A 15,541-nucleotide genomic window follows, 5' to 3' on the forward strand; every position below is an offset into this window, starting at 1 on the left:
AAAAATATGTCTCATTACGAAGCACCCATAAGGGAACCTTTAGTATTAGGTGATAAAAGTTACCACGATATTACCGAAGATATTGCAAGACCTATAGAAGGTGCTGCAAATAAAAACTGGTACATCGCATTTTATATTTCTTTAGCTGCAATGCTATGGGGATTTGGATGTATTTTCTATACAGTAGGAACTGGTATTGGAGTTTGGGGATTAAGCAAGAACATTGGATGGGCTTGGGATATTACCAACTTTGTATGGTGGGTAGGTATTGGTCACGCAGGAACATTAATTTCCGCGGTACTTTTATTATTCCGTCAGAAATGGAGAATGGCAATTAACCGTTCTGCAGAAGCAATGACAATTTTTGCTGTTTTTCAAGCAGGATTGTTTCCTATTATTCACATGGGAAGACCATGGAATGGATATTGGGTATTGCCAATGCCAAATCAATTTGGATCATTATGGGTAAACTTTAACTCACCATTATTATGGGATGTTTTTGCAATATCTACTTATTTATCTGTATCATTAGTTTTCTGGTGGACAGGTTTATTACCAGATTTTGCAATGATTAGAGATAGAGCAGTAAAGCCTTTTCAAAAGAAAATATATGCTTTATTATCATTTGGGTGGTCTGGAAGAGCAAAAGATTGGCAACGTTTTGAAGAAGTATCATTGGTACTTGCTGGTTTAGCAACTCCATTAGTACTTTCTGTACATACAATTGTATCTATGGATTTTGCAACATCAATCAATCCAGGATGGCACTCAACAATTTTCCCACCTTATTTCGTAGCTGGAGCAATCTTTTCAGGATTTGCAATGGTACAAACGTTATTAGGAATTATGAGAAAAGTTACTAATATGGAAGATTATATTACACGTATGCACGTAGAATATATGAACATTGTAATTATCTTAACAGGTGGAATTGTAGCTGTAGCTTATGCAACTGAATTCTTTATTGCATGGTATACAGGATCTCCTTATGAAAACTATACGTATTTATCGGTAGGTGCTGCAACAGGACCTTATGCTTGGGCATTTTATTCATTATTATTCTTCAATATTTTAACACCTCAAATACTTTGGTTTAAGAAAATTAGAAGAAGTTTTATATGGTCATTTATCATTTCAATATTTATTAATATTGGTATGTGGTTTGAGCGTTTTGATATTATAGCAATTGTATTAAGTAAAGGTCATTTACCATCAACATGGTGGCGTTTTGAACCTACGTTTGTAGATGTAGGTATCTTTATAGGTACAATAGGATTCTTCTTTGTATTATTCTTATTATATGCAAGAACATTCCCAGTTATCGCGCAAGCGGAAGTAAAAACTATTTTAAAATCTTCTGGTGAGTTTTACAAGAAGAGAAGAGAACAAGGAATTCCTACTAAACCTGCAATTGTAGTTACAAATGCAGCAGCAATTAAAAAGGAAGATTCTGATAACACCTTAAACGAATAATTATGGAATCATCAAAAGTTATTCACGCGTTTTATACTGATGACGAAGTTTTAATGGATGCAGTTAAAGCTGTAAAAGAAAAACATCATCATATTGAAGAAGTATTCTGTCCTTTTCCAGTTCATGGACTAGATAAGGCAATGGGATTAGCACCAACTAGATTGGCAATAACTGCATTTTTCTACGGAATTATAGGTTTAGCATTTGCTATTTGGATGACTAATTATATGATGATTGAAGATTGGCCGCAAGATATTGGTGGTAAACCAAGTTTTTCTTGGATAGATAATATGCCTGCATTTGTACCAATTATGTTTGAATTAACAGTGTTTTTCGCAGCTCACTTAATGGTGATTACTTTTTATATGAGAAGTAGAATTTGGCCGTTTAAAGAAGCAGAAAACCCAGATCCAAGAACTACAGATGATCATTTTTTAATGGAAATCCCTGTACATAATAATGAAGCCGAGTTAACGGAGTTATTAGCATCAACAGGAGCTGTAGAAATTAATGTAGTAGACAAGCACTAATATATAGATGATAATGAAGAATTTTAAATTTTTTATCGCTTTAGCAGTTGTTGCAAGTTTTATGTCTTGTAACGATAGAAGAACACCACAAGTACAATACATGCCAGATATGTATGTTTCTGTACCTTATAACCCAAATGGAGCTGATGGATTAAATGGAAATCCAGTTAATTCTGAACCTGTATCAGGAACAATAGCACGTGGTGGACATCCTACTTATGATATTCCTAATACGAATGAAGGATATGAAAAAGCAAAAGCTGAATTAACAAACCCTATTGAAGCTACAGAAGAAAACTTAGCAAACGGAAAAGTTATGTACGATATTTATTGTGCAACTTGTCACGGAACTAAAGGTGATGGAAACGGAGTTTTATCTCAAAGAGATAAGTTTTCAGGAATTCCTAACTATAAAGATAGAGATATTAATGCAGGATCTATTTATCATGTAATTATGCACGGTAAAAACTTAATGGGTTCTCATGCTTCTCAAATAACGTATACAGAACGTTGGCAAATAGTACAATACGTAGAAAAATTACGTATAGATTTAGCAAAATAATTACAAAAAGAAGAATACGAAAGATATGTATCAATTCTCAGGTAAATTAAAAACATTCTCATTAGCACTAATTATTTTAGGAGCTTTGGGTATTGCTTATAGTTTTTATTCAGCACCAAAAACTGTTGAACAAGCAAAAGAAATTATAGCAAGTCAAGCAGCACATGGTGACAGCCATGGATCTTCTCATGCAGAAGTTAAGGTTGATGAGCATAAATTAGATGTAGAACCTCATGCACATGATGAGAAAGGAAATCATGAAACAAAGGAAGCGCATCATGAAACAAAAAAAGAAACTCATGTTTCAGCAGATGCTCACGGAGAACACCATGATGCAGCGCATGATTTACATGTTTTTCATCAATTACAAAACAAACCTTGGGCATCATTATATGTAGCGTTATTTTTCTTTTTAGGAATATCGTTATTAGTATTAGCATTTTATGCTATACAGAGAGTAGCACAAGCAGGTTGGTCTGTTGTTCTTTTTAGAGTAATGGAAGCAATTACTGCTAATTTAGTACCAACATCAGTTGTTATGCTATTTGTAATTATTGCATCAGTAATGCATTGGAATCATTTGTTTCCATGGATGGCAGAAGGAATTTTTGATCCAAATCACGCTAACTATGATCCAATTATAGCTGGTAAATCTTGGTGGATGAATGTACCAGGTTGGGCAATAAGAAGTATTGTTTATTTAGCAATATGGAATACTTACAGATGGTTTATCCGTAGAAATTCTATTAAAGAAGACACTGCAAATGATGGTGGTAAAACGTATAAGTTAAACTATAATGTTTCTGTAGGATTTTTATTCTTATTTATGCTTACAGAATCTATGATGTCTTGGGATTGGATTATGGGATTAGACCCACACTGGTTCTCAACATTATTTGGTTGGTATGTATTAGCAAGTCTATTAGTAAGTGCATTAACAGTAATTGCTTTTGTAACAATATATTTACGTTCTAAAGGAGCTTTACTGGCAGTAAACGATAGTCATATTCATGATTTAGCAAAATTTATGTTTGGTTTCTCTGTATTCTGGACATACTTATGGTTCGCTCAATTTATGTTAATATGGTATGCAGATATTCCAGAGGAAACTACTTATTTCGTAGCTAGATTCAATGAATATAAATTACCTTTCTTAGCAATGGTAGCAATGAATTTTGCATTCCCAATATTGTTATTAATAAATAGCGATTTTAAGAGTATTCCATGGTTTGTAGTAATTGGTGGACTTGTAATTTTAGGAGGGCATTATATAGATGTTTTCGTAATGATTATGCCTGCAACAGTTGGTGCTCAATGGTCTTTTGGAATTGCTGAAATAAGTGGATTACTTTTCTTTTTAGGAATCTTTATATATGCTACTTTTAGTTCATTTGCAAAAGCAAATCCAATACCAAAAGGAAATCCATTTTTAGAAGAAAGTGAACATTTCCATTATTACAATATTGAACACAGAGGAGAAGGATCATCAGATCATCATTAATAAATAATTTGAATTAAAATAATTAAGACGGGATAACTATGCTAGCTCTATTTTATATTTTTATAGCTGTTGCAATCGGAGTAAGTTTCTGGCAAATAACCAGAATATTAAACTTAAGAGGCGTAATTGCCACTGATAAAGACAATGCTACTCAGGGTAAAATCGCCATATACTTTATGGTATTCTTTTATGCAATGATGATTTATTGTTTAATCTTCATGAACGTAATTATGTTACCAGAATCTGCTTCTATCGAAGGAGAACATGACGATAATTTATTTGACATCACATTTTGGTTAATTGGTATTGTACAATTTATAATGCAATTCTTAATTTTCTTTTTTACTTTTAAGTATAGAGGGAAACAAGGTAAGAAAGCAAAGTTTTATGCAGATAGCCACAAATTAGAATTAATTTGGACAGTTACACCAGCAATTGTTTTAGTGGTATTAATCGGTTACGGTTTATGGCAATGGAATAACATAATGGATTTATCTGATGAAAAAGACGCTGTTGTAATAGAGGTTTATTCTCAGCAATTTAGATGGGATGCTCGTTATGCAGGAGAAGATAATACTTTAGGTTTAGGAAATGTAAATTATATCAAAGGAATCAATACAATGGGTGTTGATATGACTGATAAAAATTCTGCAGATGATAAACAAGTAACTGAATTGTATTTACCAAAAGGTAGAAAGATTCATTTTAAGTTTAGATCACAAGACGTTTTACATTCAGCATATATGCCACACTTTAGAGCACAAATGAATTGTGTTCCAGGGATGGTTACAGAATTTGGTTTTACACCTAAATTCACTACAGAGGAAATGAGGAAACAATCTGAAGTAGTTGCAAAAACAAAAGGTATTAACAAAATAAGACAAGCTAAGGGAGAAGATCCTTATGTTTTTGATTATTTGTTATTATGTAATAAAATTTGTGGAGCTTCTCATTACAATATGCAAATGAAAATTACAGTTGTAGAAGAAGAAGAGTACAATAAGTGGCTTGCAGAGCAACCAACATTAGCATCAGTTATTAAATAATTAAATTAAGATACTACAAATAAAAAAATTATGTCAGATCATCATCATAAAGAAACATTTGTAACAAAATATATTTTTAGTCAAGATCATAAAATGATTTCTAAACAATTCTTGGTAACAGGAATGTTTATGGGAATTATTGGGGTATTGATGTCAATGTTATTCCGTATGCAAATTGCATGGCCAGAAAAATCGTTTTCACTTGTTGAAGCATTTTTAGGACCTCACCAAACAGATGGTATAATGAACCCAGATATGTATCTAGCATTGGTAACAATTCATGGTACAATAATGGTTTTCTTTGTACTAACAGCAGGTTTAAGTGGTACATTCTCTAACTTATTAATTCCATTGCAAATTGGTGCTAGAGATATGGCTTCTGGTTTCCTAAATATGATTTCTTATTGGTTATTCTTTATTTCAAGTATAATCATGGTTATTTCATTATTTGTTGAAGCAGGACCAGCATCTGCAGGGTGGACAATTTATCCGCCCTTAAGTGCATTACCACAAGCAATACCAGGTTCTGGTATGGGAATGACTTTATGGTTGGTTTCTATGGCAATATTTATTGCATCTTCATTAATTGGATCTTTAAATTATATTGTTACAGTATTTAACTTGAGAACCAAAGGAATGAAAATGACAAGATTGCCATTAACAATTTGGGCATTCTTTATAACTGCAATTATTGGTGTAGTTTCTTTCCCTGTATTATTATCAGCATCATTATTATTAATTTTTGATAGAAGTTTTGGAACATCATTTTACTTATCAGATATATTTATATCAGGTGAAGTATTACATTACCAAGGTGGATCACCCGTTTTATTTGAACATTTATTTTGGTTTTTAGGTCACCCAGAAGTATATATTGTTTTATTACCTGCATTAGGTATCACTTCAGAAATTATATCAACGAACTCTAGAAAACCAATTTTTGGTTATAGAGCAATGATTGGTTCTATTATGGCAATTGCATTTTTATCTACAATTGTTTGGGGTCACCATATGTTTATTTCAGGAATGAATCCATTTTTAGGTTCTGTATTTACATTTACAACTTTATTAATTGCAATTCCATCTGCAGTAAAAGCTTTTAACTATATTACTACTTTATGGAAAGGTAATTTGCAATTAAACCCAGCAATGTTATTTTCTATTGGATTAGTTTCTACATTTGTAACAGGAGGTTTAACCGGTTTAGTTTTAGGTGATTCAGCTTTAGATATTGCAATTCATGATACGTATTTTGTAGTAGCACATTTCCATTTAGTAATGGGAGTTTCTGCTATCTTTGGTATGTTTGCTGGTGTGTATCATTGGTTCCCAAAGATGTATGGTAGAATGATGAATAAAACATTAGGTTATTGGCATTTTTGGTTAAGTATTATTTGTGCTTACGGAGTATTTTGGCCAATGCACTTTATAGGATTAGCTGGTTTACCTAGAAGATATTATTCTAACACAGCATTCCCAATGTTTGATGATTTATCAGATATTAATATTGTAATAACAATCTTTGCTTTAGTAGGTGGTTTCGCTCAAATATTTTTTATTGCTAACTTCTTCATCTCTATGTACAGAGGAGAAAAAGCAACACAGAATCCTTGGAAATCTAATACTTTAGAATGGACAACTCCAGTAGAACATATTCATGGAAATTGGCCAGGAAAAATTCCTGAAGTTCACAGATGGGCTTATGACTATAGTAAAAAAGTAGATGCTAACGATGATGATAGTGATTATTTACATGGACAAGATTTTGTTTTACAAACAACACCTTTATTAGATGGTGAAGAACCATCTTAAACATAAAATACTTTTATAATATAGAAACCTTTCCAATTCGGAAAGGTTTCTTCTTTTTAGTAATTTTCGTTTATCTTTATTATATTAGCTACAACTAATTAATAATTGAATGTTATCTCTAGAAAAAATTCGAAACGCAAAAAAATTCATATATAAACTTTTTGATGTAGCTATTAATGAAGAGATTTCAGTTATAGAAGAAGCAGAAGAAAAGGTACAATTGCCAGAAGAATATTTAGAAAGGTTTACTTTATATGAGTTGCAAGACAAAGGTTTTTTAAAAGACAGAGAAAACGAATTTAAAAGTTTAGAACTCGCTTATGAAAACTGGAAAATAGTTAGTTCACCACTCTTGGTAGTTAATAATCCTGGTGAAGGAGGAACTTCTTTATTACATTCTAGCACCTATATCTATCCATCTGCAAAAATTTTAGAAACTAACTTTTCAATAGATAGTAATCAAAAGTTAATTGATTTGTTATCTCATTTTTTTCAAATTTCTGATAATATTTCGACACTTGGAGAATTAGAAAAAGTTATTTATTCTAAAGATGAAAACTACATTGTTATTTTAGAAAATATAGAAAGACTTTTTATTAGAAGAGTAAAAGGTTTTAACTTATTAGAAGATTTTTTACTTTTTCTTCATACAACAAAAAGTAAAGTTTATTGGATTGTTTCTATCAACAAGTATTCTTTTTATTATTTAAATAACGTTAAATATTTTTCATCTCATTTCCCTTCAATTATTCATTTAAACCCTATTGATAATCTGCTTTTAAAAGAAGAGATTATAATGAGAAATAAAGGTTATAATATGTTGTATTTAAAACCAAATAAGATTACGAATAAGGTTGAGAAACAATTAAAAAAAGGAACACCAGAAGAACGTCAAACATTATTAGAGAATATTTTTTTTAAAAAACTGTATGAATTTTCAAAAGGAAACATGTCCAAAGCAATTTTATACGCAAGAGAATCTGCATTTAAAGTAAAAGATAAAACCGTTTTTATAAAACCCTACGAACAAAAAGAAATTGAAGGCTTAATTTTAGACGATTTATTCATTTTAGAGGCCATTTTTCAACATAGATCATTAACTATTAAGGAACTAAATATTGTATTAAGAAATTCTGATAGACAAAGTAGATTAAGTATAGAAAAATTGTTAGAAAGAGGTCTAATTAGAACAACATCTAATAGTGAAAAAGAAGTAGAGTATAGAATTAATTTAATGTATGTGGATATTTTAAAAGAACGTTTAAGAGAGCGCTTAAATAGAAACTTTAGATAAAAATGAAAAAATTATTAAACATATTATTCTTCTTTTTTTGTATTACAAGTATTGCCCAAGAGAAAACTGTAAACCAAGTTAAGGACAACGTTGAAAATACAATTTCTACAGCAACAGAAGTCGTCTCATTTACAAAAATTTTAACGATTTTAATTGTTATTATCCTTACTTGGGCTCTAATGAAGTTACTAGATTGGTTCTTTAAAAATCTTGTAAAAAACTTTAACAGACATAGATTGAGAATACTTCGTTTGCAGCCTGTGATGAAGATTTTGGTATGGACATTGGCAATCTATACATTAATTATTACGCTATTTAATCCATCTGCAGAAGCAATTTATGCTTTAATGGGTTCATCTGCACTGGCATTAGGATTTGCACTTCAAGATATTGTTAAAAACATTTTTGGAGGGTTATTAATCATTTTAGATAGACCATTTCAAATTGGAGATCGAATAAATATCAAAGGAAATTATGGCGAAGTTGTAAATATTGGTTTAAGAAACACAATTGTAAATACGTTGGATGATAATGCTGTAACCATTCCAAATTCAGCAATAATTTCTGATAGTATTTCTAACGCAAATTCTGGCGCGTTAGATTGTATGGTAGTTATTAATCTTTGGTTACCTATTGATGTTGATGTTACTAAAATCAGAAAAATAGCAGAAGAAGCAGCAATCACATCAAGATATTTAAATATTGATAAACCAGTAACTATTTTGTTTTTTGATCATTTTGATGATCATGCAGCAACAAAAGTGGTAATTAAAGGATATGTTTTAGATGCACGCTATGAAAAACTCTTTGAAGGAGATGTTACCGAGGCTGCAAAAAAAGCCTTTATTGAGGCAGGAATTTATAATTAGAAACCTTTCCATTTTTTGAAAGGTTTTTTTATGTTACAAATGTTACTTAATAGGTATTCTAAAATCATTTATCTTTGTATTTATGAATGAAAACTTAAATCCTGAAAATGACAACTTATCAAATGAAGATTTAGACGTAGAAAAAAAATTACGCCCGCTTTCTTTTGATGATTTTACAGGCCAAGACCAAGCAATTGATAATCTAAAAGTTTTTGTTGAAGCAGCTAATCAAAGAGAAGAAGCATTAGATCATACATTGTTTCATGGACCTCCGGGTTTAGGAAAAACTACATTGGCACATATTTTAGCAAATGAATTACAAGTTGGTATTAAAGTCACCTCTGGCCCTGTATTAGATAAGCCAGGAGATTTAGCAGGTTTATTAACAAACCTAGATGAAAGAGATGTACTTTTTATTGATGAAATACATAGATTAAGTCCTATTGTAGAAGAATATTTATATTCTGCAATGGAAGATTACAAGATTGATATAATGATTGAGTCTGGCCCAAATGCTAGAACAGTTCAAATCAATTTAGAACCATTTACCTTAATTGGTGCAACAACTCGTTCAGGATTGTTAACCGCACCAATGAGAGCACGTTTTGGTATAAGTAGCAGACTTCATTATTATAAAACTGAATTATTAACAACAATTATTCAAAGAAGTGCATATATTTTGGGAGTTCCTATTTCTATGGAAGCTGCTATTGAAATTGCAGGAAGAAGTAGAGGAACACCAAGGATAGCAAATGCATTACTACGTAGAGTTAGAGATTTTGCCCAAATAAAAGGTAATGGAAACATTACTATTGAAATTGCAACTTACGCTCTAAAAGCTTTAAATGTAGATGCACACGGTTTAGATGAAATGGATAATAAAATATTGAAAACTATTATTGATAAATTTAAAGGAGGCCCAGTTGGTTTAAGCACTATTGCTACTGCAGTTTCTGAAAATACAGAAACGATAGAAGAAGTATACGAACCTTTTTTAATTCAACAAGGTTTTATTATGAGAACACCAAGAGGTAGGGAGGTTACAGAATTAGCTTACACTCATTTAGGTAGAACAAAAGGAAAAAATCAAGGAGAATTGTTTTAGTTTTAAGAATTAATAAACAAGAATATTAAAAAAAAACAACAGTAAGAACTCCTTCCTTTTTGGAAGGTTAGGATTGGCTTATGAACATTAAAAAAATAATACCGATTTTAGAATGGTTACCAAACTATAATACTTCTCTTTTAAAAGGAGATTTAGTAGCAGGTATTACGGTTGGCATTGTTTTAATTCCACAAGGAATTGCGTATGCTTTAATAGCAGGTTTACCACCAATTTACGGTTTATATTGTGCTTTAGTTCCACAATTAATGTATGCCATTTTCGGGTCATCTAGACAAGTTGCAATTGGTCCAGTTGCTATGGATTCTTTAATTGTAGCAACAGGTGTTTCTACTTTAGCATTAGCGGGTTCAGAAAGTTATATTTCAATTGCTATTTTATTGGCTTTAATGGTTGGGGCAATTCAATTTATTTTAGGAATTTTTAGTTTAGGTTTTATTGTAAATTTTCTTTCAAAGCCGGTAATTACTGGTTTTACATCTGCAGTAGCTTTAATTATTGGGTTAAATCAATTCCGAAACTTATTGGGTGTAGATTTTATTCAAAGTGATCAAATTCAAATTATTATTGAAGATGTTTGGTTACAAATAGGTGAGTTTAACCTTCAAACAACCAAAATAGGATTAGTATCTGTAATAATAATTATCATTTTCAGGAAGATAAATAAGAAGATTCCGAATGCATTAATCGTTGTTATTTTAGGGATTTTAACTATAAAATACTTTGGTACTAGTTTTTCTGAAGTAGCAATAGTCAAAGACATTCCTTCAGGTTTACCAAAATTTGGAATTCCAGAATTAGATGTAGATCAAATGAGAGAATTATTACCAATTGCATTAACACTGGTAATGGTTGGTTATTTAGAAACCATTTCAATTGGTAAATCATTAGAAGCAAAACAAGACGAATACCGTATAAGACCAAATCAAGAATTAATTGCATTAGGTATAAGTAACATGGTAGGCTCATTATTTAAAGCATATCCTTCAACATCAAGTTTTTCGAGATCTGCAATCAATCAAGAAAGCGGCGCAAAAACAGGAATGGCAGCACTAATTTCTGTTGTTATGGTTATTATTACCTTGTTGTTTTTAACACCTTTGTTTTACCATTTACCCAAAACAGTTTTAGCAGCCATAATTATTGTAGCAGTTTTTGGGTTGATAAATTTTAAAGAAGCAGCATTTTTATGGAAAGCTAACTTTTTAGATTTCTGGTTGATGTTAGCAACATTTATAGCCACATTAACTTTTGGTATTGAATACGGAATTATAGTTGGTGTAGGTTTGTCTCTTATCGTATTAATATTTAAAACTTCTAGACCTTATGTAACTGAATTAGGAAAAGTACCAAACTCTAATTTTTATAGAAATAAAAATAGGTTTGAGGAAGTTGTTGTAGATAATGATATTTTAGTTTTTAGGTTTGATGCACAATTATTTTATGCAAATTCAAGTTATTTTAGAGATAATTTAGATGAAATGGTTGGCAATAAAGGAACGGCATTAAAATTGATAGTTGTAGATGCAGAGAGTATAAATAGAGTAGATAGTACTGGTGTAGAAATGTTGAAGGAACGAGTAAAATACTATCAAAAAAAAGGAGTAACTTTTTATTTTGCAGGTGTTAAAGGGCCTGTAAGAGATGATATATTTAGAAGTGGAATATTAGATATTATAGATATCAATCACTTTTTTATGAGAGCAAATCAAGCTGTTAAGTTTTATAAAACAGGTGACCGAAAAGACCAAGAGAAATACGCCAAATATATCCACCAAGCTTATAAATAAATGAAAAGTAGATTTCGAATTTTATTCGAAGCTTCAATTAAAAATGCCTTTCCTGTGAATACAGGAATCTAATAATAAAACTGATAAATGTCATTAGAAAACACTTTTTTTAATGTTATTTTGAAACTTACAAGAAAAGAAAAATATAGAATATGATTATAGAACAAATATATACAGGTTGCCTTGCACAAGGCGCTTATTACATAGAAAGTAATGGTGAAGTTGCTATTATAGATCCATTAAGAGAAGTACAAGACTATATAGAGAGAGCTAATAAAAATGGTGCAAAAATTAAATATATTTTTGAAACTCATTTTCATGCAGATTTTGTGAGTGGACATGTAACACTTGCGGAAAAGACAGGCGCGAAAATTGTTTATGGACCAACTGCAAAAACAAGTTTTGATTCTATTATTGCAGAAGACAATCAAGTATTTAAGGTAGGTAATATAACAATTACGTTATTGCATACTCCAGGGCATACTATGGAAAGTTCTTGCTATTTATTGAAAGATGAAAATGGAAAAAACCATGCAATCTTTAGCGGTGATACTTTATTTTTAGGAGATGTTGGAAGACCAGATTTAGCACAAAAAGGAGACATTACAGAGAAAGATTTAGCAGGTTTCTTATTCGAGAGTTTACGGAATAAAGTAATGCCTTTAGCAGATGATGTAATTGTATATCCAGCTCATGGTGCAGGTTCTGCATGTGGTAAAAATTTAAGCAAAGAAACTGTTGGTACAATTGGTAATCAAAAAGAAACCAATTATGCATTAAGAGCAAATATGACTAAAGCAGAATTCGTCAAGGAAGTTACAGATGGCTTATTGCCTCCACCTGCTTATTTTCCTTTAAATGTAAAGTTGAATAAAGAAGGATATCAAGATATAGAAGAAGTTATCAAAAATAGTGCAAAACCTTTATCTGTTGATGATTTTGAAATTATTGCTAATGAAACGGATGCAATTATTTTAGACATTAGACATCAATCAGAATTTATAAAAGGCTTTATTCCACAATCAATTTTTATTGGTGTAGATGGCGGATTTGCACCTTGGGTTGGCGCATTAATAAAAGATATTAAACAACCAATCTTATTAGTATCAGAAAAAGGTAGAGAAGAAGAAGTAATTACAAGACTTTCTAGAGTTGGTTTCGATAATGTTTTAGGATATTTAGAAGGTGGTTTCAATTCTTGGCAAGATGCAAGTAAAGAAATAGATACTTTAAGATCTGTTTCGGCAGATGTTTTAGAAGACAAAATAAAAGAAAACGCTTTGGTTTTTGATGTTAGAAAACCAGGTGAATTCACAGGTGAACATATTAAAGTAGCAGAAAGTACACCTTTAGATTTCTTAAATAATCACATTTCTGAATTTCCCAAAAATAAAGATTTTTATGTGCATTGTGCTGGCGGATATAGGTCTGTAATAGCATCATCAATTTTAAAAGCACGTGGTTTTCATAATGTAATTGATGTTGCTGGTGGTTATTCGGCAATTAGAAATACAGATATAGAAAGAACATATGTGGTTTGTCCATCAACTTTAAAATAAAATGAAAAAGATAACATACATTTTCGTATTGAGTTTTTTCTTTATCAATTGTGATAAAAAACAAGAAGTAAACACAATTACAACATCAGAATTAAAAGTACTTTTAAGTAAAGAAAAAGTTCAATTATTAGATGTTAGAACACAGAAAGAAATAAAAGAAGGGTTTATAGAAACGGCATTTTTTGCCAATTTTTATGACGAAAATTTTTACACGCAAGCAACAGTAAAATTAGATAAAACTAAACCTGTTTATTTGTACTGTAGATCAGGTAACAGAAGCGGAAAAGCAGGCGTAATTCTTCAAGAAAAAGGATATAAAGTTGTAAATGTTTTAGGCGGATACAACCAATGGAAACAAGAAAATTAAAAAAAATGAAAATAGATATACAGATTGAAAACTTAAAATGTGGTGGTTGTGCAGCAACCATTAAAAAAGGATTGTTAAGTTTAGAAAATATTAATGAAGTTGAAATAGATTTAGAAAATTCAATAGTTTCTGTTACTTCTAACAAGGAAAATATTTCTGGAATTAAGGAAAAATTATCTAAATTAGGATACCCAGAAGTAGGTGATAAAAATACAATTGTACATAAAGCAAAGTCTTTTGTTAGCTGTGCTGTTGGTAGAATAGAATCTTAAACAATTTTAAATTTTGATAAAACTTAAAGCGAACATTTTGTTCGCTTTTTTTATTGCACTCAAAATAGGAAATTAGATATCATTAAAACAAATTTGTTCGTACTTTTGTAATCTATGATAGATGCAAAAGAAGCCATTTCAGAAAAAGCCGTTTTAATTGGTGTAATTACTCAAAATCAAAACGAAACTCAATCTACAGAATTTTTAGATGAGTTAGAGTTTTTAACTTTAACCGCTGGTGGAGTAACGGTAAAACGCTTTGTTCAAAAGTTAGAAAGACCAAACCCTAAAACTTTTTTAGGAGTAGGAAAATTAGATGAAGTAAAGGTTTTTATTGAATCTAATCATATTGGGACTGCTATTTTTGATGATGAATTGTCTCCAGCACAATTAAGAAATATCGAGAAGATTTTAGATTGTAAAATTTTAGACAGAACCAATTTAATATTAGACATTTTTGCACAAAGAGCGCAAACAAGTTCTGCAAAAACACAAGTAGAATTAGCACAACATCAATATTTATTACCTCGATTAACAAGACTTTGGACTCACCTTGATAAGCAAAAAGGAGGTATTGGTATGCGCGGACCTGGTGAAACTGAAATAGAAACTGATAGACGTATTATTAACGATAGAATTGTTCTCTTAAAAAAGAAATTAAAAACTATTGATAAACAAATGGCTGTGCAACGTAAAAACCGTGGAAAAATGGTTAGAGTTGCGCTAGTAGGTTATACAAATGTTGGTAAATCAACATTAATGAATGTAATAAGCAAGAGTGATGTTTTTGCTGAAAACAAACTTTTTGCAACATTAGATACTACGGTTAGAAAAGTAGTTATTAAGAATATTCCTTTTTTAATGACGGATACTGTTGGTTTTATTAGAAAATTACCAACGCAATTAGTAGAGTCTTTTAAATCTACTTTAGACGAAGTTAGAGAAGCAGATTTGTTGTTACATGTTGTTGATATTTCTCACCCAAATTTTGAAGATCATATTGCATCTGTAAATACAATTTTAGCAGATATTAAATGTGTAGATAAACCAACTTTAATGGTTTTTAATAAGATTGATGCTTATAAGTACGGAACTATAGACGAAGATGATTTGGTTACTGAAAGAGGAAAAGAGCACTATACTCTACAAGACTGGCAAAAAACGTGGATGAATGATAAAGACCGAGAATCTATTTTTATTTCTGCTCTAAATAAAGAAAATTTAGAAGATTTTAAAGTTATAACATATGAAGAAGTAAAGAAAATTCACATTCAGCGTTTTCCTTATAATGACTTTTTGTACTATGAATATAAGGAAGAAGGATAGTTAATAAAAGAGCGTTT

Annotated in this window: 14 protein-coding genes; all 14 read left to right on the plus strand. The window is 30.7% G+C overall.

Translation table 11 applies throughout. From position 1 onward, the window contains the following. Positions 1-6 precede the first annotated feature (6 nt). On the plus strand, positions 7-1,473 hold the full coding sequence (gene nrfD / locus V3V28_RS01060) for an NrfD/PsrC family molybdoenzyme membrane anchor subunit (protein WP_331363167.1): 1,467 nt from the start codon (positions 7-9) through the stop codon (positions 1,471-1,473). 2 nt (positions 1,474-1,475) lie between these two features. Further along, positions 1,476-2,003: a DUF3341 domain-containing protein gene (locus V3V28_RS01065; protein ID WP_331363168.1), complete on the plus strand. Its 528-nt coding sequence runs from the start codon at positions 1,476-1,478 to the stop codon at positions 2,001-2,003. A 13-nt stretch (positions 2,004-2,016) separates the two neighbouring features. Next, positions 2,017-2,565 (plus strand): c-type cytochrome, encoded by a 549-nt coding sequence (locus V3V28_RS01070; RefSeq protein WP_331363169.1) that lies wholly within the window; start codon positions 2,017-2,019, stop codon positions 2,563-2,565. 25 nt (positions 2,566-2,590) lie between these two features. Continuing rightward, positions 2,591-4,066, plus strand: a complete 1,476-nt coding sequence (locus V3V28_RS01075) for a quinol:cytochrome C oxidoreductase (RefSeq protein WP_331363170.1) — start codon at positions 2,591-2,593, stop codon at positions 4,064-4,066. 38 nt (positions 4,067-4,104) lie between these two features. After that, positions 4,105-5,112, plus strand: coding sequence for a cytochrome c oxidase subunit II (locus tag V3V28_RS01080; protein ID WP_331363171.1), 1,008 nt, complete (start codon positions 4,105-4,107; stop codon positions 5,110-5,112). Between the two features lie 30 nt (positions 5,113-5,142). After that, a complete protein-coding gene (locus V3V28_RS01085; RefSeq protein WP_331363172.1) occupies positions 5,143-6,924 on the plus strand; it encodes a cytochrome c oxidase subunit I in 1,782 nt (593 codons plus the stop codon). A gap of 109 nt (positions 6,925-7,033) precedes the next feature. Further along, positions 7,034-8,218: a hypothetical protein gene (locus tag V3V28_RS01090; RefSeq protein ID WP_331363173.1), complete on the plus strand. Its 1,185-nt coding sequence runs from the start codon at positions 7,034-7,036 to the stop codon at positions 8,216-8,218. 2 nt (positions 8,219-8,220) lie between these two features. Next, a complete protein-coding gene (locus tag V3V28_RS01095; protein WP_331363174.1) occupies positions 8,221-9,087 on the plus strand; it encodes a mechanosensitive ion channel family protein in 867 nt (288 codons plus the stop codon). An 82-nt stretch (positions 9,088-9,169) separates the two neighbouring features. After that, positions 9,170-10,192, plus strand: a complete 1,023-nt coding sequence (gene ruvB / locus V3V28_RS01100; RefSeq protein ID WP_331363175.1) for a Holliday junction branch migration DNA helicase RuvB — start codon at positions 9,170-9,172, stop codon at positions 10,190-10,192. Between the two features lie 80 nt (positions 10,193-10,272). Next, entirely contained in the window at positions 10,273-12,000 is a 1,728-nt protein-coding gene (locus V3V28_RS01105) for a SulP family inorganic anion transporter (RefSeq protein ID WP_331363176.1), read from the plus strand. A 152-nt stretch (positions 12,001-12,152) separates the two neighbouring features. Beyond that, positions 12,153-13,559 carry an MBL fold metallo-hydrolase gene (locus V3V28_RS01110; protein ID WP_331363177.1) on the plus strand — a complete coding sequence of 469 codons (1,407 nt, stop codon included), beginning with the start codon at positions 12,153-12,155 and terminating at the stop codon, positions 13,557-13,559. A gap of 1 nt (position 13,560) precedes the next feature. After that, the gene (locus V3V28_RS01115; protein WP_331363178.1) at positions 13,561-13,926 is read left to right on the plus strand and encodes a rhodanese-like domain-containing protein; all 366 of its coding nucleotides are present in this window, start codon (positions 13,561-13,563) and stop codon (positions 13,924-13,926) included. Positions 13,927-13,931: 5 nt separating this feature from the next. Continuing rightward, positions 13,932-14,198 (plus strand): heavy-metal-associated domain-containing protein, encoded by a 267-nt coding sequence (locus V3V28_RS01120; protein WP_331363179.1) that lies wholly within the window; start codon positions 13,932-13,934, stop codon positions 14,196-14,198. Positions 14,199-14,312: 114 nt separating this feature from the next. After that, positions 14,313-15,524: a GTPase HflX gene (hflX, locus tag V3V28_RS01125; RefSeq protein WP_331363180.1), complete on the plus strand. Its 1,212-nt coding sequence runs from the start codon at positions 14,313-14,315 to the stop codon at positions 15,522-15,524. Positions 15,525-15,541 lie beyond the last annotated feature (17 nt).

Origin of the sequence: Polaribacter sp., from assembly GCF_036480315.1 — a bacterium.
GTDB lineage: Bacteria > Bacteroidota > Bacteroidia > Flavobacteriales > Flavobacteriaceae > Polaribacter.

Bases quoted from the DNA above. Each gene is read 5' to 3' on its own strand.
- nrfD (WP_331363167.1), top strand. From the start codon at position 7: ATGTCTCATTACGAAGCACCCATAAGGGAACCTTTAGTATTAGGTGAT.
- V3V28_RS01105 (WP_331363176.1), top strand. From the start codon at position 10,273: ATGAACATTAAAAAAATAATACCGATTTTAGAATGGTTACCAAACTAT.
- V3V28_RS01115 (WP_331363178.1), top strand. From the start codon at position 13,561: ATGAAAAAGATAACATACATTTTCGTATTGAGTTTTTTCTTTATCAAT.
- V3V28_RS01080 (WP_331363171.1), top strand. From the start codon at position 4,105: ATGCTAGCTCTATTTTATATTTTTATAGCTGTTGCAATCGGAGTAAGT.
- V3V28_RS01075 (WP_331363170.1), top strand. From the start codon at position 2,591: ATGTATCAATTCTCAGGTAAATTAAAAACATTCTCATTAGCACTAATT.
- V3V28_RS01110 (WP_331363177.1), top strand. From the start codon at position 12,153: ATGATTATAGAACAAATATATACAGGTTGCCTTGCACAAGGCGCTTAT.
- ruvB (WP_331363175.1), top strand. From the start codon at position 9,170: ATGAATGAAAACTTAAATCCTGAAAATGACAACTTATCAAATGAAGAT.
- V3V28_RS01090 (WP_331363173.1), top strand. From the start codon at position 7,034: ATGTTATCTCTAGAAAAAATTCGAAACGCAAAAAAATTCATATATAAA.
- V3V28_RS01065 (WP_331363168.1), top strand. From the start codon at position 1,476: ATGGAATCATCAAAAGTTATTCACGCGTTTTATACTGATGACGAAGTT.
- V3V28_RS01120 (WP_331363179.1), top strand. From the start codon at position 13,932: ATGAAAATAGATATACAGATTGAAAACTTAAAATGTGGTGGTTGTGCA.
- V3V28_RS01070 (WP_331363169.1), top strand. From the start codon at position 2,017: ATGAAGAATTTTAAATTTTTTATCGCTTTAGCAGTTGTTGCAAGTTTT.
- V3V28_RS01085 (WP_331363172.1), top strand. From the start codon at position 5,143: ATGTCAGATCATCATCATAAAGAAACATTTGTAACAAAATATATTTTT.
- hflX (WP_331363180.1), top strand. From the start codon at position 14,313: ATGATAGATGCAAAAGAAGCCATTTCAGAAAAAGCCGTTTTAATTGGT.
- V3V28_RS01095 (WP_331363174.1), top strand. From the start codon at position 8,221: ATGAAAAAATTATTAAACATATTATTCTTCTTTTTTTGTATTACAAGT.